This window comes from Rhizobium sp. FG96, from assembly GCF_057808655.1.
The window spans coordinates 251,292-271,332 of sequence record NZ_JBMDIL010000009.1 but is presented as its reverse complement, the minus strand read 5'-3'; the positions used below and the strand labels follow the sequence as shown (position 1 = coordinate 271,332).

The 20,041-nt window shown below is 55.0% G+C and carries 13 protein-coding genes; 6 read left to right on the top strand and 7 right to left on the bottom strand.

What is annotated here, in order from left to right:
* The coding region (locus ACODR6_RS19770) for a hypothetical protein (protein WP_489023857.1) at positions 1 to 264 on the top strand (264 nt) is incomplete at its 5' end.
* Between the two features lie 656 nt (positions 265 to 920).
* On the opposite strand, the gene ACODR6_RS19765 is transcribed toward ACODR6_RS19770, so the two are convergent.
* The gene (locus ACODR6_RS19765) at positions 921 to 2,375 is read right to left on the bottom strand and encodes an aldehyde dehydrogenase family protein (RefSeq protein ID WP_489023855.1); all 1,455 of its coding nucleotides are present in this window, start codon (positions 2,373 to 2,375) and stop codon (positions 921 to 923) included.
* Between the two features lie 164 nt (positions 2,376 to 2,539).
* Entirely contained in the window at positions 2,540 to 3,415 is an 876-nt protein-coding gene (locus tag ACODR6_RS19760; RefSeq protein ID WP_489023853.1) for a helix-turn-helix transcriptional regulator, read from the bottom strand.
* A gap of 976 nt (positions 3,416 to 4,391) precedes the next feature.
* On the opposite strand from ACODR6_RS19760, the gene ACODR6_RS19755 reads away from it, so the two are divergent.
* The 4 genes from ACODR6_RS19755 to ACODR6_RS19740 all read left to right on the top strand — a co-directional run bounded on the left by ACODR6_RS19755 (position 4,392) and on the right by ACODR6_RS19740 (position 10,721).
* Entirely contained in the window at positions 4,392 to 5,528 is a 1,137-nt protein-coding gene (locus ACODR6_RS19755) for a sensor histidine kinase (protein WP_489023851.1), read from the top strand.
* A gap of 304 nt (positions 5,529 to 5,832) precedes the next feature.
* A complete protein-coding gene (locus tag ACODR6_RS19750) occupies positions 5,833 to 7,131 on the top strand; it encodes a flagellar hook protein FlgE (protein ID WP_489023867.1) in 1,299 nt (432 codons plus the stop codon).
* Between the two features lie 941 nt (positions 7,132 to 8,072).
* Positions 8,073 to 9,248, top strand: a complete 1,176-nt coding sequence (locus ACODR6_RS19745) for a sensor histidine kinase (RefSeq protein ID WP_489023849.1) — start codon at positions 8,073 to 8,075, stop codon at positions 9,246 to 9,248.
* Between the two features lie 450 nt (positions 9,249 to 9,698).
* Complete coding sequence (locus ACODR6_RS19740) at positions 9,699 to 10,721, top strand: DUF3095 family protein (RefSeq protein ID WP_489023847.1); 1,023 nt, start codon at positions 9,699 to 9,701, stop codon at positions 10,719 to 10,721.
* A 12-nt stretch (positions 10,722 to 10,733) separates the two neighbouring features.
* Here the strand turns inward: ACODR6_RS19740 and ACODR6_RS19735 are convergent, their stop codons facing one another.
* The 5 genes from ACODR6_RS19735 to ACODR6_RS19715 form a co-directional block, all read right to left on the bottom strand.
* The gene (locus tag ACODR6_RS19735; protein WP_489023845.1) at positions 10,734 to 12,065 is read right to left on the bottom strand and encodes an MFS transporter; all 1,332 of its coding nucleotides are present in this window, start codon (positions 12,063 to 12,065) and stop codon (positions 10,734 to 10,736) included.
* Between the two features lie 57 nt (positions 12,066 to 12,122).
* Positions 12,123 to 14,651, bottom strand: a complete 2,529-nt coding sequence (locus tag ACODR6_RS19730; protein WP_489023843.1) for a two-component system VirA-like sensor kinase — start codon at positions 14,649 to 14,651, stop codon at positions 12,123 to 12,125.
* A complete protein-coding gene (locus ACODR6_RS19725; RefSeq protein WP_489023841.1) occupies positions 14,608 to 15,645 on the bottom strand; it encodes a cytochrome-c peroxidase in 1,038 nt (345 codons plus the stop codon). The genes ACODR6_RS19730 and ACODR6_RS19725 overlap by 44 nt, the downstream gene beginning before the upstream one ends.
* Complete coding sequence (locus ACODR6_RS19720; RefSeq protein WP_489023839.1) at positions 15,642 to 16,364, bottom strand: response regulator; 723 nt, start codon at positions 16,362 to 16,364, stop codon at positions 15,642 to 15,644. The genes ACODR6_RS19725 and ACODR6_RS19720 overlap by 4 nt, the downstream gene beginning before the upstream one ends.
* Before the next feature lie 761 nt (positions 16,365 to 17,125).
* Positions 17,126 to 17,770, bottom strand: a complete 645-nt coding sequence (locus ACODR6_RS19715; RefSeq protein WP_489023837.1) for a Urease operon accessory protein — start codon at positions 17,768 to 17,770, stop codon at positions 17,126 to 17,128.
* Positions 17,771 to 18,244: 474 nt separating this feature from the next.
* Between ACODR6_RS19715 and ACODR6_RS19710 the strand changes: the two genes are divergently transcribed.
* On the top strand, positions 18,245 to 19,702 hold the full coding sequence (locus ACODR6_RS19710) for a sodium:solute symporter family protein (protein ID WP_489023835.1): 1,458 nt from the start codon (positions 18,245 to 18,247) through the stop codon (positions 19,700 to 19,702).
* The last annotated feature ends 339 nt before the right edge of the window (positions 19,703 to 20,041 follow it).

Here is a 20,041-nt window from a genome sequence, read left to right as displayed (position 1 = left end):
ATCAATGTCAGCTACTCAATCGGGGACACGCACGTTTCCATCACGTTCGATCCGGGCGATTTGCCCGATCACCCGCAACGCCGCCGACCCGTGGTTCCGAAGAAGGGCCGCGCCCTCGGCATCGATCTGAATCCCAACTGGATCGGACTGGCAGTCGCGTCGAATTGCGGTGGGGCTTCAAATGTCGACGACACCTACGTGCTTGAGCATGCGCTAGTGAAGCTCGACATGGCAGTCGACGCATCACCGGAGCTCGTGCGCTAGACGCTGGCGGCGGTCTGTGACCGGGCGATCTCCATGGCGAGGAAACACCGTTGCGGGACGATCGTGCTGGAGAAGGGACTGGGCAAGTTGCGGTCGAGCGGCAAGAGTCGCTCCCTCAACAGGCTCTTGGATTACTGGGCAAGGACGGTGTTCGCGCAGATACTGACGCGTCGCGCGCGTCTTGCCGGGATAGAAGTGCTTGAGGTCTGGGCGGGGCTCCTCGACCATCGGAAACCTCGCCTTCGATGCCCCCGACGCCTGCGCGTCGGCAACAGAAGTAACCAGACGCGGCATCGCCCGTCTGGCTGGAATCAAGGACGTCCTGCCAACTCTCGAGAAACGGTGCGTTTCCCGTCTATGGAAGAATGGGAAAGTGCCCGTCGAAATCAGTTCGTGGCAGGACGTTCATCGGACAATCAAAGCGGCGAAGATTGGCTGCCGCGGCCCGCACCCCGACGTGCCGATTGGCGCTCGGGATTCCGATGTCCATGGAACGAGTATGTTCTGTGGGCATGCGGTCGGCCGCCTTGGCAGACGTCACAGACCGGGATTGTTGTTCCGGCCGATCGTGACTTCGGCCAAGCCGGATGCAGTAGTTCGCCTGGAGGTGTTATCTCAGAAGGGCAGTTCGACACGAAAATCCGAATAGCCAATGATCACGTGGAGATGATGATCGACTTCGTTTCCAGAAAGGCCGCGACACCCTCGGGTCCTCCCTCACGGCCGACACCGGACATCTTATAGCCCCCGAATGGCACGGACGGTGTCAACTCTAGACCGTTGACACCAATCTGCCCTGTTCGAAGCCGGCGCGCCACGTTCACGGCAGCTTCGGTGCTGCCGAACACTGTGCCGCTGAGCCCGAAGTCGGTGCTGTTTGCAATCTCAACCGCCTCGTCGATAGTATCGTACGTGTGTACGGTTACCACTGGCCCAAAGATCTCTTCACTTGCGATACGGGAACGCGGGCTTACTCTTCTGACAACGGTCGGGAGAATATAGTTGCCCTTGTGCTTCCCATCGGGTTTGCCACCGCACAGAACCTCCGCACCCTCGACCACGCTGTCCTCGATGAAGGTCATGATCCTGTTGAACTGACGCTCGTTCAAGACTGGTCCTATCTGCGTGTCCTCGTCCCAAGGGTTGCCGACCCGCAGGTCGCTAATACGTTTGACAAACGCTTCAACGTACTCGGCTTCGCGCGAGCGCGGAACAAGAAGGCGCGATTGTGAAAAGCAAAATTGCCCGGAAAATGGCATGCTAAATTGCTGTAAAGTCGACATAGCAGTTTCGACGTCGGCATCCTCAAGCATTATCGCGGCGGGCTTGCCACCCAGCTCCAACGTGATCCGTCCCATCCTGGAAGCGACCGTCGAGGCGATGGCTGCTCCTGTTTGAACGCTGCCCGTGAAGCTCACTTTCGGGACATCGTGCGATGCGACCAGCTGAGAACTGACAGACGCGTCTGCAAGCAGAACGTTTATCACGCCTGGCGGAAAGCCGATTTCGTGGGCGCACTGGGCAACAAGCATTGCATCCAGCGGACTTTCGGGAGAGCTTTTGATGATGCATGTGCAGCCAGCGGCGAGGGCCGCTCCTAGCTTCGTCATCAAGATCGGCAGCGCCGCGTTCCACGGAATAATGAGCGCCGCAGGTCCGATTGGTTCCTGGATGACTTTCGCGTGGCCGCGGTGCGTAGGACGGTCGGTCTCGAAGGCGAATGACGCTACGAGGTCCGCGAAGTATCGCAGGCGCACGATAGCGAGTGGAGCAAGCCGCGACGTTAGGCTGATTGGTGCGCCGACTTGTGCGGTCCATATCTTCGCGCTGAGAGAAAGGCGTTCTGATAATCTGTCTGCCAGTCGATGGATCAGTATCGAGCGCCTCTGAGGTGGCATGTCGCGCCACGTGCCGCTATCGAAGGCCTGCTTCGCCGCCACGATCGCTGCTTCCATGTCAGCCGGCTCGGCCATCGGTGCAGCAAAGATGACTTTTCCGGTTGCCGGGCTGGTGATGTCCTTCGCGTCTTCCAAGGATCCTTTCACCCATGCGCCGTTGATATAAAAACTGTTGAATAGGTGCGATGGCACCTCGGCCTTCCAATCAATCATCGGGATACTGTCCTTCGTTCGCCGGTTTATGGCGTGAGCAGGCTGAACAATAGGCCGGGAACGATTGACGCGCTTTCATAGCGTTTCGAAATTGGCACCTGGTTGCGAAAGAGTTTGTCCTCGAGGCGCTTTTAGCCGCTACGCTACGATCGAAAGCTCTGTAATCAAGAGTTGCTACGCCTGAACTCGCTAGGCGAAATCCCATACTTCGATATGAAAAAGCGCGTTAGGTGGGAATGGCTCGAGAAGCCCACTCGTGCTGCGATTACGGCGATGGTCTCTTTGGTTTCGATCAAGCTCCGACGTGCGGCCTCCAATCGGATGTCCCTCAAGCACTCAAACGGTGTTTGCCCAGTAGCGAGATGAAACATCTTGTGAAAGTGAGATCGACTGTATCCAGCATCTCTAGCAAGCTCGGCCAGTTTGATGTCTGTTTCATACTCTTGTGAAAGGCGGTCGATCGCTCGTTGGACCATCGTTTTGGGTAGCGGCGAAACGCGCGTTTCGCGGTTTGAATCGGCCGTAGCGAGTCTGAGAAAGCGGGTGATCAACGCTTGCTCGATAGACTCCCGATAGAGACTCCCCCCATCGACCGCAGAGCCGGCTTCAATCGCAGCGAGATGAATTAAATGAGTTAGAGCTTCGTCCGCGACGGCTAGGTGATCACGGAGAATTGGTTTGTCTCCCATCTCCATTTCTTCTGAGAGCGCATGTGCAGCGTCTGCCCTTATCACGCAAGCAGTAACGTCGTAGGGAGTAAGTGCCCGGGTTGCAGGTATCCGCCCCGCCGTTCCAAGAGACAAGGTGTTGGGCGGTTTGACTACGCGCTGGAATTTCCCCACTCGATACTCCCGATCTACAATAGTGGGCTTATTCCCCCAAAGGATCACATAGTGACAGTCCAGCTCCTCTTCAGGGCGCGTTACGGCATCTAAATGCCGTCTTTCGACTCCAATCGCGTTCCAAGCCCTGCAATTCGTTGCGCCGGTCAGTGTTGAACCCCGGAGAAGGGCATTGATGCTTGATGTCTGGGTGTCCATTTTGCTGCCTTCTGTGCTTTGAAAACCATCGAGTTCTGTCGCGTTTCCCCGCGGTCAATTGTGAGCGGGGCCAGTCCGCGACCAAAGAACTTGCCCGTCTGGCTCGTTGAACGCAAATGGCGTCGAAAACTTGCCCGTCCAATCGCAAAGTGATTGCAAATGAAATGCCGGTGGCACGGACGTGCCGACATCGGACGCTATCGCCGAGCGCGGGTTGGAATCGGCGCTTGAACGACGTCGCCTCCGCCTGCTTACGTATAAGTCGTGTACCGCTGCGTGATACAACCGATAAGGTATTTTGTTATTGCAAATGTAATTGCGGTATTTTCTGAGCTTACTGTTGAAATATAAACGGCGTTATCAGCAACCATCATGCAACAAGAATTATGCATAGTGCAGAAATGTACTGGATGATTTTCGATTTAAGCGGAAATTATCAACTGGAGGCGATGTTGTTTATGCAAAACCTGACTGTCTCTCCTCTGGTTGGTCAGATGGGCTACGGCATAGCCTGTAGGACTCACTTTCTTCTGACTGTCGGGAAAGTTTCGAGGCTGAGCGAAATTGCAGCAAGGTTTCTGACCGGAGGCCGTGGGATCGGCGATAACCAGACGCGGTGGCTATCGGCAAAAACGCGATCGCATGCAAGGGACCTTCGACCAGCGTAGCCAGGCGCTTCATAAGTTAAGCGGGCCGGGAAACATCCTTTAACCAAGCGGTCAAAGCGCTGGCGGGCTGTAAAGCTATGCCCGAGTGACAAGTCGGACCCCTTCTTGCGCTCCATCACCTGCTTACACAAACGACCTTGGGCGAGCATCGAGAGCATCGTTGCGATCGCTCGCCGAGATCCAAAGTGAAGATCAAGAGGAGTACGGAGTTGGCAATGCCGTCTAACAAAAACTCGAGAGAAGTAGCTCAACGACCCCTCCGGCTCCGACAGTTCATTCCATACCTCACGATACTAGCGGGTCTGGTGTTGGCCTATACGTCCATTCTTCCACTTGTCTACATTGGCGGTGGGGCCGTAGGTGATCGGGGAGTCGCGAAGCTCCCGACGAGCCGGCAGGCTTATGAGATCACAAGTGTTTTCAACTCCCCTTCAGTCTCCGACAAGTCCGGAACAGCAAGGCTCTCACCAGCTGAACATCTGTCATCCCAACCTGCGCTCGACCTATCGGTTTTGATGGCAACCCTCGCGATCTATGCGGTTTCTATCACTGCGGTTTGCATAGCTGCAGGACTGGCGGCGCGCCAAATCACAGCGCCGCTCGCTAACCTGAAAGAGATGGCCGACCGCCTTTGGAGGGAAGAGGGAGGCGTCGACCGCATTCAGACTGGTGGCGTGGACGCTGCAGAAGTCCTGTCCGCAATGTACCAATCGGTCAATTCGCGACTCGATCAACGGCTGCAACTACTGACGTCATTTGCACACGACGTCCGAATACCTATCGAACGACTTCGGAATCGGGCAGCGATCGTTGCATCCGTCCACGAACGAAAGTTTCTGATCGACATGGGAGAGATCGAACAGCTTATTGACGAGGGCATCGCCTATGCCAGTCAGGGGCACTTACTCGATGAGAAGTTGGTGCTCCTGGAACTCGAGCATTTCCTCATCGAGATCGTTGAGGGGTACGCAGAGACTGGCAGGAACGTATCCCTGGCCGCATCTGTAACAGGTAAAATCCTCGTCAAGAAGACAGCCATCAAGCGCGTGATCGGGAATTTCATCGATAACGGCCTGAAATTCGCCGGCGCGGTCGAAGTGAGGTCTTCTTGTCTACCTTCCGGAGAATTCTCGGTAGCCGTACTTGATCGGGGTCCTGGTGTCGATGAAGACGAGCTGGAGAAGATTGTGCGACCCTTTGTTCGTTCCAAGAAGAACCTTCCGAGCACACCAGGTATTGGACTTGGCCTTGCCATAGCACATCAGTTGGCGCAGACGGCGAATGCTCGAATTATATTGGGCAATAGGCCTCGAGGCGGATTGATGGCCGCAGTCGTGGTCAAGCCAGCTGGCTTCGCCGAAGTCCTCGAAGTCGCGCTCCCGACGTCAGAGACCGAGGACTGGAACGTGCTCGCCAAAGATCCTTCCACGTCAACGTTGGTCTAAAGACGCGAGATCCAAACATATCAACAACTCCTGATTTAACGATTTCTTATATAGCTACAGTTGTAACATAGCCGGATATACGCGTAATCGGCAAGTTTGAGGCAAGGCGCTTACCACAATTTCCAGGCGCACTCGGAATTACAGAGGATGAGTTCAAAGGCCAACTCTTGAAGCAGTAAATGCCTTCCGCCGGATACGGCGACCGCCAATGAAAGTGTTCAGTACAGCGCGCCGCAAAACCATCTGCGGCGCGACACGCCGCGTCATTTTCGCGGAAAGCGATAGATATCATGGAGATAACGGAATGAGTATTTTTGGAAGCATGAAGACTGCTGTGTCTGGAATGAATGCGCAGGCCACCAGGCTCAGCACGGTTGCCGACAACATCGCAAACGTAAACACCGTAGGCTACAAGAGCGCGTCGGTCGCATTCTCCTCGCTTGTGATGCCCGGCTCTGCTGGAAACTACAACTCGGGAGGTGTAGAGAGCAAAACGCTGTATTCTATTTCGCAAGAGGGCAACTACACCTCCACGACCTCAGGTACTGACCTTTCCATCAAAGGGGACGGGTTCTTTATTGTGGAAGCCGCGGACGGAACAACCGTCCTAACACGCGCCGGTGACTTCCTTCCTGATAAGGACGGCAATTTGGTCAATTCCGCAGGGTTCACTCTCATGGGATACCCTTACACGTCAGGGTCGCCCGCGGTGGTGGTGAACGGCTTCGATGGGTTGGTGCCGATCAATGTGAACCAGAGCGGGCTTACCGCGATACCGTCAGATAGCGGCTACTACCAAGGAAACCTTAATTCCAATGCGAAGGTTGCACCGACAGGATCCGCCACTCTACCCAGCGCCAACGATCCGACCAGCACCACCGCTGACTACAAGAAAATCTCGATCGTTGGCTACGACGACTTGGGAAACACCGTGATGTACGACGTATATTTCACGAAGACGGCCGCTGGCGATCCAACCGCGGCACCTCCTGTAGATTCCTCGTGGGAGGTAGCGGTCTACCGCAACGCCGACGCAGCAGCCGGAGGGACCAGCGCCTTCCCCTATTCGTCGGGTCCTGTTGCTGTGGAGGCCCTCGATTTCGATGGCACCGGAAAGCAAACGACAAGTGGAACCTTATCTATTACCGACCCGAAGACCGGTAACACGATCTCCATGGACTTCAGCAAAATGACGCAACTTGCTTCCGATTTTTCGGGAACGGGAAAGATGAACGGACAGGCTCCAAGTCCGGTCACCGGAGTCAAGATCGATAAAGACGGAACAGTTTACGCCACCTATCAGTCCAGCGATCCGAAGCCGATATTTCGCATTCCCCTTGCGACTGTTCCGAGCCCGAACCTACTCACGACCCTGAATGGCAACGTGTACTCCGCGAACAGTCAATCGGGTGTCACGATTACCGGCTTTCCGCAGACGAATGGCTTGGGCGTTATCAATTCGGGCTCCTTGGAAGGGTCGAACGTCGATCTCGCCGATCAGCTTACCACCATGGTGGAGTCTCAGCGAAGCTATACCGCAAACTCAAAGGTCTTTCAGACTGGCTCTGATATCTTGGATGTTTTGGTAAACCTCAAGCGGTGATTGATGGATGTAGCGGACCACCTCTAAGGGTCCGCTGCATCCTTCTCTAGGCAGTAAACGTAAAGTCACGCCTCTGTAGAGCGACCCGCGCAGCGGCACATCTACACGCAATTACATTTTCATTCAGGGATTGGAAGATGCTCCTCAAACACCACACCGCGCTGGAAGAACCGCAGATCGCCGAAGCACTGCGAGCCTGGACTCAGTCAAGGCGACGCGAGGATCAATACCAGAAAAGAGCCGTCTGGTCGACGAGGGGGCCGGGTCCCGTTGCTCTTACAGGAGGGCATTGGAAAAGCGGCGTCTTGCTGATGCCGCCGGATTCGATCGTTTATCCGAGCCGGGTAGCGGCTCTTGATTGGCAATGGGATTCCGCAAAGCTTGGAGAGTGGGTAGGACACGTAAGCGCAAGGCTGCTCGTTCTTGACCTTGAGACATGCATGGCATGGACGCTAGACGTCACCGAGAACTACCAATCCGCTGTCATCCTACCGAGCGAAACAAAACTTTCGGCCAATTGCGCTGTGACCTTTCAAATCAAAGCCGGCGAGAGAGTGGGGAAGCTCTACAGCCCACCGTTTGTTCGAACGGTTTCGTTGAAAGTAACCTACCGACAGCTCGCTCCCCAAATAGGCTAGCTCGCCTGTTGGAGAACAGTTGGCCATTTCATACAAAAATTGAGACAGGCCCAAATCCGCTTATTCATCTTTGTTAGATTTTGTTGGATATGCGTGAAGGAAGGTACCTGCTCGGTGGACCAGAACACCGCTTCCGCCCTTCACGATGCTCTCAAAATATTGAAATTGCTAAGATTAATGTTGGACTTGGGAACGCGAAGCCGTCCCAACGTCAACTAACACGGGCTCACAGAACACAACGCAGATATCCGTTGAGGCTATTGTATCCTAAGGGAGCCGGCAGCTGTCCGGCGCAGGTAATCCATGAGCGAGGCAGCCATGTCGTCCAGTGATTTCGAGGGCACTTCAATTCAGGATGGAGCGCGCGGAATCTTTGCGCGCAGATACAGTGCTTTCGACGCCCGACGCCTGACAGCATCGCGAGGTTCTCGCCGCTTCCGCACCGAGATGGTTGGCGGACTGGCTGCGGGTTCTTTCGAATGGCTCTGCAATCGAACAATGTTCGCGCAGATCGCTATTCCTTTGGTGGGTAGCTCCATTCTCACGATAGCCGTCTTGGTTTGGTCACTCACCGCAGACGAAATGAAGATCTCGACTGAGATGTTTGTTTTTGGTCTTCCGCTAGCTCAAATCCTCTTCTCATTCGCAGTCGTTTTCCTTGCAGCGAAAGGAGCATCACGAACTCTCCGAGACTTTTCTGACGCAGCAGCGCAGATTGCGATCAGTACAAAGAGGGTTGCTGTCCAAGAGCGAGGTCCGCGCGAACTTCGGGCGTTGTCACGCGCGTTCAACGCAATGGGTGTGCGAGTAGAAGGGTACGTCGACGATCGAATGCAGATGTTGACGGCACTTGCACATGATATGCAAACGCCCATAACCAGAATGCGATTGCGAGCAGAACTGTCAGACGACTTCCCCGACCGAGAGAAGGTTCTAAGAGATTTGTCAGAGATGGAGCGACTTGTCCGCGAAGGCATCACCTATGCCAAGAACTCCTTGCATCGACTGGAAGACGAGGTTCTTGTTGATTTGCGGGCGTTCATTGAGAGCATCGTTTTCGACTACCAAGATACGGGTAGGGCAGTCAGGCTCTGTGCCAATGTTGACGGAGCCGTTACCCTTCGTCCAATGACGTTACGACGCATCATTTCGAACCTTGTGGACAATTCGTTGAAATATGCTCGGGATACAGAGGTCTGTGCGTACCGTGGTCGACGCGGAGATATCGTAATCGAGATTTTGGACCGGGGCCCGGGGATCGAACCGTCGATGCTTCAAGCGGCCACCCAACCGTTCGTCAAGCTCAAAGAGGGCGCAGGGGGCATTGGCCTCGGATTGGCTATTGCGCAACAACTCGCGCAGGATGTTGGTGCTGAGCTCCGCATCTGCAATAGGCCTGGTGGTGGCTTGAGAGCAGAGATATCGCTCGGGGTGAGCTCGCCAAGGCGCGTTTTCAACCGCCGGGACGTGAGGCGGTGACAAGCGCGTAACGGGGAGACTCGCTCCTTCAGGCCCGGGACAGCCTCGGGAGAGCCACCAGGGCTCCCGCTTGGACTGAGCAGCTAGAATTAAGTTCCTCCGGCTGTTGACGCAGGCGGCAGTTGCGGCACGCAAGGAAATGTTCCCGGCCGTATGATCAGCGTCTCAACCGTTCGTGACGAATACGCGTTTTGGCGAACCGTGGCCAACAGACGTTTAAACTTGACCGTGCCCGCTCAATTCCAGCGAAGCATTGATTAGCGCTGAGACCTGATACTGCGCGTGAGGGTGGCCCGTAACGACGGCACGCATGGGATCAAGCAATTCTGTATACCAGTGTATCTGACGGTGCAGTTATGACACTCGGTTGCAAGTAGCCTCATTCGGGACAAACCAAGCCCACGGTTCTGTGCTTAATTAATTTTTGAAGGATGAGCTGGAGAGGTTGCAGTGTTGAAAGCAGATTTGGAACGAGGGCGTACTTACGACCATTTTGAGGACCTTCTCAGTCCCTCCGTATACGAAGCCCTGCCGGACGATTGGGTAGTTGGCATGACGGACGTGATTGACTCTACTCTTGCAATCGATCAGGGGCGGTATCACGAGGTAAATTTCGCTGGAGCGTCTGTCATCGCGGCGCTTGGTAACCTGTGTGGTCATTTCGAATTTCCGTTCGTATTCGGTGGAGACGGCGCATCGTTCGCCGTTCCCGCATCCGATCACGCAACAGCTGTCCATGCACTGCGCCAAATCTCGTCTTTCTCGAGGACGGAGCTCCGTCTCCCGATGCGAGTCGGCCTAGCTGCAGTCAGCGCGATCCGTGCGAACGGACACGACATCAGGATGGCTCGCTACGCTGTTTCGGGGAACGCGAGCTATGCGATGTTTTCCGGCGGAGGATTGAAATGGTTCGAACGGCAAGTGAAGGCGGGAAGATTTCAGGTAGACGAAGAGGCGAGTGGCTCGAGTGTCCCGGATCTGCAAGGATTGGCGTGCGACTGGGATCCTTTCGTAAGTAAAAAAGGGACGATCGTTTCGTTGCTAGTCGAACCGGTTAATCCTGCAATGCCGGCTGATTTCGAGAAAGCTACGCGGGCAGTGATTTGCGTAGTAGACGACGGAACAAGCGATGGATCGCCTGTTCCGAAGGCGGTGCATACTCGACGGATCCGGGGAGCGGACAACGTCAGCGTGGCCACGTGGGATGACATAGCATCGAACTCCGACTTCAGAAAATTCGACGATTTGCTGCGGCTAACCGTCGATTGCAATGCGAGCCAGGTTGCCGGCATTGAACGAATTCTCCAGGACGCGAGTAGAAGAGGTGTAGTGCGCTATGGAATGCATTGTCAGAGCCATGCCGTTATGACGTGCCTTGTGCCATCGCCGAGTTCTCGATCTCACCTGCATTTCCTCGACGGGCGGGATGGCGGTTACGCGAGAGCGGCAGCCATGCTGAAGGCTGCTGCGTAATTCGCGTCAGCGTTAAAAAGGTGATTGGTCGAGCACTTTTGGCCGCACCATAAGATACACACCGATGCCGCCAGCAACGCCTCCGATCACTAGCATGTATCCAAAGCGGTAAATGCCTCCGCCTGTGTGGGTTGCCAATATCGCGAACGGGGAAAGCGCGCCGAGAACTGCGTATGCTGCATTGTACGAGAGTGAGACGCCACTGTATCTGACACGAGCGGGGAAAGACCTTACCATCACATAAGGCACTCCGGCAGCGACCGCTCCACTCAGTCCTGAACCGATACTGCGTAAATAAATCCCGCTGGCCCCGGCTCCAGACAATCCGTCTACTGCGAAAATGCCGACCGCTAAGAGTGCACCGCCGACAATGAAAAACAGTCCGGGGCCAACCTTGTCGACGACATACCCACCGCAGAGGACGCCGACCACAAGCGCCGAGGTGCTGATGCACGCGGCGATCAGAGACTCATGTGCAGTGATACCGTAAGCTTGTTCGAGGATGGTTGGAAGTAGTAGGGTCAGGCCGATCACGACGCCAGCCAGTACGCAGGTGCACAACATCGAGAGCACTATTCCTTCGCAGTGACCGGCCAATACGACCCGCAGAGGCATCTCGGGTACAAGTTGTTTCTCTGATCTCATTGTCTGAAATACTGGGGTCTCCGTCAGCGTGCGCCGAAGCTTGATGCCCACCAGGGCGAACGCCCCGCCTAGTGCGAACGGTAGCCGCCAGCCATATGCGGTCAGGGTTGCGGACGCCATGCCAATGTTGATGAGTGCAGCGATTGAGGAAGCCATGAGAATGCCGAACGTCAGACCGGCACACACTGTTCCGCATGCAAGTCCAATGCGTCGAGCCGGAACGTGCTCTGAAATGAAGGTCCAGGCACCTGGAACCTCGCCACCCAGCGCTATGCCCTGAAAGATGCGCAGAGTCAGTAACATGAGCGGTGCGGCCGGCCCAATGTTTGCGTATGTCGGCAGAAAGGCGATCGCTGTTGACGATATCGCCATGAGCAAGATGGAGAAAGCAAACACCTGCTTCCTCCCAAAGAGGTCTCCGAAATGGGCTAGTACCAACCCTCCCAGAGGTCTGAAAATATAGCCTGCAGCAAAGAGGCCAATGGACTGGATTTCAATGAGCCAAGACGGTAGCCCGGGTGGAAAGAACACCGCTTTTATCGTGTCTGCGAAGAAAACAAATACCGCGAAATCGTAGAATTCCAGTGCGCCTCCAAGTGCCACAAAGGCCAAGAGCCGACCATATGCCGATCCGGGGCCGGTCGCTGTAGGATTGCACTTCTCAGACGCATACCTCTTTGTGGTCAGATCTTTCCGCATGTGCCTCTGCTCTCTGTGCGCCTTATGCCGTATCGGGTCACTCTTGCAGCAAGATTGTCACGATCCATCTGTTGCCATCTTCACGTCCATGACCTTTGATAATGTTGAAGCGAGACTGATAGCGCTTACTGGCTTTCTCAAGAGCGTATAGTTGCCCACAAATCTCGTATCGATCGTATCTCTGTGGGGATCGACCATAAATACCGTGGGGACGGGCAGAAACGTCGCAGCGATGGCCGCAAGGGATGGCTTGACGGTCCAAAGATCGAGATCGAGAATGATCAGTTCGGGGGGGCGGGAGTTGCGTGCAATCCAACGCTTGACACCGCCAAGGCTGGATAAACCCACTGGCTCGTATCCTAGCGCCGCGATTTTATCTTCGTGCAGAAGTCTCACTGCGCTTTCACGCTGGCCGATCAAGATTGTCTGACCCGCTCCGCGCTTCAACACGCGTTCATTGAAGAAATCCGAGAGCGGAATGGCTTTGCGAGAGCTCGCGGGAAAGAAAATCTGAAACTTCGTTCCGCAGCCAATGCTGCTTTCGATGTCTATTCGGCCGTTCATTCCGGATACGTAGCCATGGACCGCCGCGAGACCTAGTCCTGTCCCCCCGGACTTTGCTTTTGTTGTGTAGAAAGGTTCAAAAATGTGGGGCAACACATTTGGAGGAATGCCAGCGCCGTTGTCGCTGACGGAGAGTACCGTATATCTACCGGCGCGGAGTTCCCCATGCGAAAGTTGAGTACGCCCCAGAAGATCTACCGAGGTGACTCGAACGCTAACTTCACCGTTATCGCCGGATGCCTGTACAGCGTTCGTGCAAAGATTCATTAGCACCTGCTGGCATTCGATTGGGTTTCCCAATACCGAAGAAGCAGGCTCTTCCGACAGAGTCACGCTGTTTGTCGGAGGGAGGGACATCTTGATGAGGGGAAAGATGTCTCTCACGGCTTCAGCGAGATCAAACGGTCTACTGATGCGCTCCCTTTTTCGGCTAAATGTCAGAATTTGGTCGATAATGTGCTTGGCTCGATGTCCACTCGACACCATTTCCTGGACATAGCGGCGCGTTTGATTGGAGTTGCGCCTTATCTGCAATGCCATTTCGCCGTAGCCGAGAATCGCTCCCAAGGCGTTGTTGAACTCATGGGCGATACCTCCCGCCAGCGTCCCGACCGCTTCAAGTCTCTGAGAATGTTCGAGTCTGGCTTCAAGTGCTTTCCGCTCTTCCCGGTCGCGGTGTGTTCTGATGCATTGCGCCAGTGCGACCACGGCGTTTCCCAAGAGACGTACTTCATTAGCGTCCGGTTTGCGTCGAACTTCGCTGTGCTGGAGAAACAACAGGCCTATGGACTGTTCGCCTATCCGACTGGCGGCGATCGACCCTGCACTCAGAGATCCCTCGGGGAGTGCTTGCAGATCGCTTTGTTGAAGGTTTTCATAGTAGAAACGGTCCCATTGGATCTTCTCGTTTCCAGATTGGGATCTTAGCCGGTGGGCGAAGCGCTCGACGAGCGTTTGAAACGAGACTGTATCGGACCTGCCGGACACGTGCTCTGTCTCGCCGGTCTGACTATTTAATATGGCGAATGCGAACTGGCTCGCCTCGAAAAAGTCTGCGGTCATCGCCAAACTGTCATACAGTGCCGCGGTTATCGTATCGAAATCTTCGTAGAACCTCTTCTTCGTATCGGATATTAGATTTTCGAAGTCGAGCTGTTGAGTGAGCTGATGGGTTTGCGATCGGAGCCGATAAATCAACACAGCAACATAACCGCATAGCAACGCTGAAATCGAGCCGAGCAACAGCCTGCTCCATGCCGACTGAGAACTCAGCATGCCGTAGCCGTTGAGGTACTCAGTCTGTAGTGCCTGTGCTTCCGTGGAAGTTTGCGATTGCTGGATCGCTTCGATCGTAGTGTCGACCTGTGGCAAGATCGTGAGTATCAACTTCGCATGGGTTACATACGACCTTACATCGGGCTTCCCGCCGGCGATCGATCCCGACAGGCCATCGAGTTGTGCCCGTATAGTTGACGCAAGGAGATCATCCGGCTGTGACGCGAAGCGAAGCATCAAGTTTCCGAGGTCGGGTCTGCCGGCAAGGGCGTTGCGGGTCGTTTGGTCCTCGCCATCGTGGAGTTCGCTCAGCATTTGGTTTGCGATGGAAAGCGAATTCTGGACAAGCGCGTTGTCCGTCTTGAATTGCTCGACTAACTGCTCGTCGCGGTCGATTGAATTTGAGAGACGTCCGAGCTCCGCGTCCAGGTCTGAGGTCGTCTCTACGCCACTTTCAGGGAAAAGTGTCGAAAGCTTGGCTACAGTGGCGTGCAGGTTCCCTATCGACTCAGCAAGTGGGTCATAGTTTCGCAGAAGGCCAGCTCGCGCCTGAAGCACGTCTCGCTGAAGTGATGCGTGATTGATGTCAATGGCACGAAGAGCCGTCAGGATCGCCTCGTGAGTTTCTCTCGACGGCACCCGCCAGAAAGCAAATAGCGCGAAGAAAATCGCGCCAGAGACGATCAAAGCAATTCGCCATAGCTCAATTGTTGATCGGTGACGACGGGGCTTCCAACTGGGTTCCATTGTACTGACCTGTGAGTGCCTCCAAGAATGCAACGAGAGACGCTGTCTCGGAGGGTTTCAGAGTGCGTCCGAGTTGGCTCTTCGCCATGATTGATACCGCTTCATCAAGCGTATCGACGCTGCCGTCGTGGAAGTAGGGTGCAGTTAAGGCAACGTTTCTAAGGCTGGGAACTCGGAAAACACCGATGTCCGCAGGGTTCTTTGTGAGTGTAAAGCGGCCCAGGTCCCCCTCATTGGGTTTTCGGGGCAGTTGGGGGGCGGAGAATATGCCAAAGCGCTGGTACATGTTGCCCCCGACATTTGCGCCTTGATGACATGACGCACATCCGAATTCCTTGAATAACCGGTAACCTTCGACCTGCTTTTCGTTCATCGCGGCGGCATCGCCCTTCAGATACCGATCCAACGGGGAGTTGGGAGTACTCAGGGATCGTTGGAAAGTTGCAAGGGCATCGAGAACGGCATCGCGGTCCGCTGGTTCTCCGTAAAGGTCCTTGAATGACTGAGCATACCGCTGACTTTCATGAAGTCGACTGACGATGGTGGGCCAATCTGCACCCATTAAGTTAGGGTCCAGAATAGCGGATTCGTTCTGATCCTCGATTGAAGCGAAGTCCCCGCGCCAGCCCAGTCGGGAATCGTTTGCCACGTTGAAGACTGTGGGTGCGTTAAAGCGATGCACTCTGCCTTTGTAACCGATGGTCCTGCGTTGTCTAATAGTCCCACCGACAGTCAGATCGTGGCAACTTGAGCAGGCGAGTTTGTTCATCCCTGACAAGATAGGATCGAAAAAAAGTGACCTGCCGAGCGCAACCTTTTGCTCATCCATCACCGGGAGCGACGGGAGTGCAGCCAGTGGTTCGCGACTTGACATCTGGCTTAAGCCCGTTGCTAGGGATGCCACCGAGGACAGAAGCAACGCAGCTCCGCAGGAGATGAGATATCTTCGTCTTCCGCCGGTCAACTTACCGCTCCGCTCGTAGACGCGTTTCAATTGGGCCGCCTTAGTTCCTTAACCGAGACTTCCGCATCGAAGATGTATCCCGTTCCGCGTTCAGTGAGGATCAGCTTGGGGTTCGAGGGGTCGACCTCGATCTTTCGGCGCAGACGCAGGATAAGCACGTCGATGCTCCTATCGAAAATTTCCTCGTCGTGAACGCGGCTTGCGGAAAGGAGTTGCTCGCGTGTCAGGATGGTGCGCGGCGTACCGAGAAAAGCGGTCAGGAGATTGAACTCACCCGCAGTGAGTTTTACTTCCTTGTCGCCATTGTGGGTGAGCCGCCGCTTCTGCACGTTTAATTCCCACGCGTTGAAGGAATAGATTTTGCGTTCTTTCCTGTCCGAAACCTGAGGCCGAGCGCGCAAAGCGACTCTAACTCGTGCCAGAAATTCTCTAAGCCCGAACGGCTTAGTTACGTAGTCCACCGCTCCAAGTTCGAGGCCGACCACTTTGTCTGTTTCCTCCAAGCGGTCACCACTGACGATGATTATGGGAGCGTCCGACTTCGATGAGAGCGTTCGCACTATCTCCAGGCCATCTTCGTGCCCGAGGTTCAGATCTACTATGACAAGATCGACGTGTTCTGCCGCAAGGACCTGCCCCAGTTGATGGCTGTCCTTTACGCCGCTTACGCGAAATGCATGCTGCGACAGATAATCGATCAGCAGGCCGCGAAGTTTTACATCGTCGTCCACGACCAAAATGTGTTTCAATGTCCGGACCCCGTGTCGGCAGACGCGCAGGGTTCTCTTGAACCCTGAGCTAAGTTGTTGATTTCCACGTCTTGACGAAAGGCATTCATCAGCTTTTGAGAGCTCCTTAGCGCCTTTTCAAGAGCCGAAGGGCGGAGTCTTCCGTGTCCGACGTGACATCTCCATTAAAGGCGCGGAAGTATCTCAAGTATGTCGAAAATCGCTCTTTTTGTATCTGAATGTAGCAATCGTTTGCCTGTTAGGGGACGGGGGGCAAATCGAGGTGTTCGATCTCGCAGCTGTATTCCAAGGAGTGTGCATCTCCAGCGTTCGGATAGGACGACGTCTCACCGTACGCGCTGTAAGGAAAATAGAGTTCGCACGCCCATGCGAAGTCGGTGAACAATCGCCTGAGGAATCCATGCCGTGCACTTGCGGGTCCGTTATCCACTGGGTTTACTGCGGGGGCCGTGTCTGAGACACCGGCGAGACGCTCCACTATGACTTGTCCGTCTACCGCTACGATACGGAGATCCACCCGACGAGGTCGGTCGCTTTCTGATGCCATATTCTGTCCAGTCCGTTCACGTGACGGCATTCTGGCAGAACGGACGGGCCGTTCGATTACCGGACAAGGAGCAATGGTTTCACTCGTAATGACCGCGATGTGGAGAGCGGTTGAGGTTGAGCATGCCATCTTTGCGGTGCTCGCGCCTAGCGGTCGCCTCGCTCGCAAGGCTGTTCGCTTACGAACATTTCGTAGCCGATGGTGGTGATACAGACTAGGCACGCGTTATCGTACCGTTGAGAGCGTAGTGCTCCAACAGTTTTCTTTCTGCGGCATATGGATGCCCCTCCCAGCCCTGGTACGAGAATCCGATCACGGTAATCTGAGACGTCGGAAAGGTCTGCAGAGCGGATGCGACGACAATCATGCCGCTGCTCGGCATGACATAAGGGTCTGTGCCGACAGCGAAAAGCTCTTCGTCGATCATATCGTGTACTGCCTCATCGATAATGTGGCAACGCTTTCCGTGTTCCTTACAGAAGCGGCGAAATTCGGCCGTGCTATCATGGCAAAAATCGTTCAGCTCTGGATATACTGCTGCAAGCATCGGCCCTATCGACCTCATTTTTCGCGGATCACGAACGCACCAGACTTCGCCAGCACTCAGGACTGGTTCGTGGTTTCGCCAGCTATGTGATTCAAGCAATTCCCGTGCGGGCTTTCCAGTATTGCAGACGGCGACGACATCAGTCCTCCCGGCACAATTGGCAAACGAGAGGCATCCATTTAAGCGAATCACGAAATCTGCCCGGCGAGCCATCGCTTCAGCATTTTCGATATGTCCGTTTCCCACAATCAGGACGGAGGCCGGCGCATGCTCTACGGCGTGCGGTCCGTCGAGAAGGGGATCGATGTCCATCGTGGGTCCTCTGCAATTATACGGGAGCCCTGAATTGCGGCGGGCGAGGTGTTTTGCCAATATCGAGCCACGAAAATGCAGGATAATTACTGTTGTAAATCAAAATCGTTTCGTTCGTAACGCAGTCGAGTTGGCGGTAAGCTTCCAGAAATAGCCCCATAAGGCCCTGAGCGCTATTCGTGGCAAAAAACCGTTTCAACTGTAATGGAAAACCGTAAGTGCTCACGAAATCGTTGGTGACATTACCCAATATTCGTCTTTAAGTAGCTTAAGTGGATGGTGAGGGTAACCCAGCACGGAGAGTAATCGTACTTCTCGCTAGCCGCCGTTCGAAAGCTCAGGGAAGCGATCCGAAATGCCTCTCATCCCGCGTTGTTCCGCTTTCCCCGCGGACTTTCCTCTGTTGATGCCCGACGGAGGAACTGATTTTTGTGGTCGCGGTCTCCGCTCGCAATTTAGATCGGGGCCGAAGACGTGGCGATAACGGCATTTCTCGCGGCCGCCTTTTGTGCGGTGCTCCTCGGAGCCCTGATCAGACTTGGCCGGCGGTCGGTATCGTTAGAGCAATGGGCCCTTGGAGGACGAGGCTTCGGCGCGTTCCTGGTATTTATGCTCATGGCCGGCGAGATCTATACCACCTTCACGTTTCTCGGCGCGAGTGGGTTCGCCTACGCCAAAGGTGGCGCGGTTTTCTACATCCTAACGTACACTTGCCTCGGCTTTGTCGTCTCTTACTGGCTACTGCCACCGGTATGGCGATACGCTACCAGCAGCCGTCTCGTTACCCAGCCCGATTTCTTCGAAGCGAGGTACGGCAGCCCTGCTCTCGGGATGGCGGTGACGATCGTGGGTCTCGCCGCCTTGATTTTCTATCTCATTCTGCAGCTACGTGGATTGGGCATAATCGTTGAAACTCTATCTGAGGGGCGGATTGGTCCAACCGCTGCGGTCGTGCTCGGTGCCACTTTGATGGCCTTGTATGTCATCTCATCTGGAATGCGCGGCTCTGCGTGGGCGTCCCTTGTCAAAGACAGCACGACGTGGCTCGTTTGTGCGTTCCTTGGAATCTATTTGCCTTATCACTACTATGGTGGCATAGCGGGTATGTTCCGGAAGATAGAGGCTGTACGGCCGGGGTTTTCTGCACTGCCAAATATCGGTGAGACCCCCGTTTGGTATTGCAGCACTGTAGCGCTGTCAGCGCTTGGGCTGTACATGTGGCCCCATACTTTCTCGTCGGTCTTCACTTCGAAGGCCGCCGCCACATTTCGCAAGAACGCCGTGTTCATGCCCCTTTACGCGCTGGTCATGATGTTCTCCATGTTAGTCGGGTTCACAGCGTCTCTGCAGGTTCCGGGTTTGGAGGGAAGCCAGGTTGACCTCGCACTCCTGAAACTTTCGATGATAACGTTCGATCCTAGCGCGGTGGCGCTGATTGGCGCGACTGGCGTCCTCGCGGCGCTGGTACCCGGCTCGACTATATTGATAGTTGGGGCTACCCTTGTGTCCAACAATGTGATCCGCAAAATTGCGCCTGCGGTAAGCGACGTTCAGCTTACGAGTCTCGCTAGATGCTCGGTCGTACTCCTCACCCTTGTGGCTGTCTTTTTCACGCTTATGGGAAGCGCGAGCATCGTGCCGATACTCATCATGGGATACAGCATCGTCACACAGCTATTTCCTGCGCTGGTCTTTTCGTTGCTGCCTACAAACCCCATAACGAAGGAAGGCGCTTTGGCAGGACTAATCGTCGGCGTTGGTACTGTCGCGATCGTGGCAACAACTGGGCTGACGATCCTTAGCTTTTTTCCGTCTGCGCCTGCCGTGGCGAAGGAAATAAATCCAGGATTTATCGCGTTGAGCCTCAACATCGTCGTCGCGCTCTTGGTCAGCGCGGTGACTGCGAAATGGCCAAGCAGCTCGACTAGGTGAAAATTCTGACCAATGTGTCTAAACGTATCTGTAAGCCGAAGTGTTACAACTGCTTTCAAGAAAGCGAAAACTTGACATACGGCAGATACAAGCGTCGCACCTAATGATGGACAACAATTGCTGCTGTTCCCCGCAGTAAAGAACTGGTCGATCCTTCAAAACCTTGTGGTCGCCTGATCCAAAGGGCGCGTGAGGTTGGTCTTCTGAAGAGGTGGACAAGTGCACGAACGAGGGCAGGGCTCCATAGTCTTCGAGCAGGCGTCTCCCCCCGGCTGCTCGGTGGCGAGTCATCAGTCCGCCCCGACCTGAGGCTCGCCACATCTATTTGGCGTGCGCAAC

What these genes read in the sequence shown, in the direction of transcription:
- ACODR6_RS19735 (WP_489023845.1), bottom strand. Translation starts at nt 12,065, where the DNA reads ATGCGGAAAGATCTGACCACAAAGAGGTATGCGTCTGAGAAGTGCAAT.
- ACODR6_RS19715 (WP_489023837.1), bottom strand. Translation starts at nt 17,770, where the DNA reads ATGGACATCGATCCCCTTCTCGACGGACCGCACGCCGTAGAGCATGCG.
- ACODR6_RS19765 (WP_489023855.1), bottom strand. Translation starts at nt 2,375, where the DNA reads ATGATTGATTGGAAGGCCGAGGTGCCATCGCACCTATTCAACAGTTTT.
- ACODR6_RS19750 (WP_489023867.1), top strand. Translation starts at nt 5,833, where the DNA reads ATGAGTATTTTTGGAAGCATGAAGACTGCTGTGTCTGGAATGAATGCG.
- ACODR6_RS19760 (WP_489023853.1), bottom strand. Translation starts at nt 3,415, where the DNA reads ATGGACACCCAGACATCAAGCATCAATGCCCTTCTCCGGGGTTCAACA.
- ACODR6_RS19730 (WP_489023843.1), bottom strand. Translation starts at nt 14,651, where the DNA reads ATGGAACCCAGTTGGAAGCCCCGTCGTCACCGATCAACAATTGAGCTA.
- ACODR6_RS19745 (WP_489023849.1), top strand. Translation starts at nt 8,073, where the DNA reads ATGAGCGAGGCAGCCATGTCGTCCAGTGATTTCGAGGGCACTTCAATT.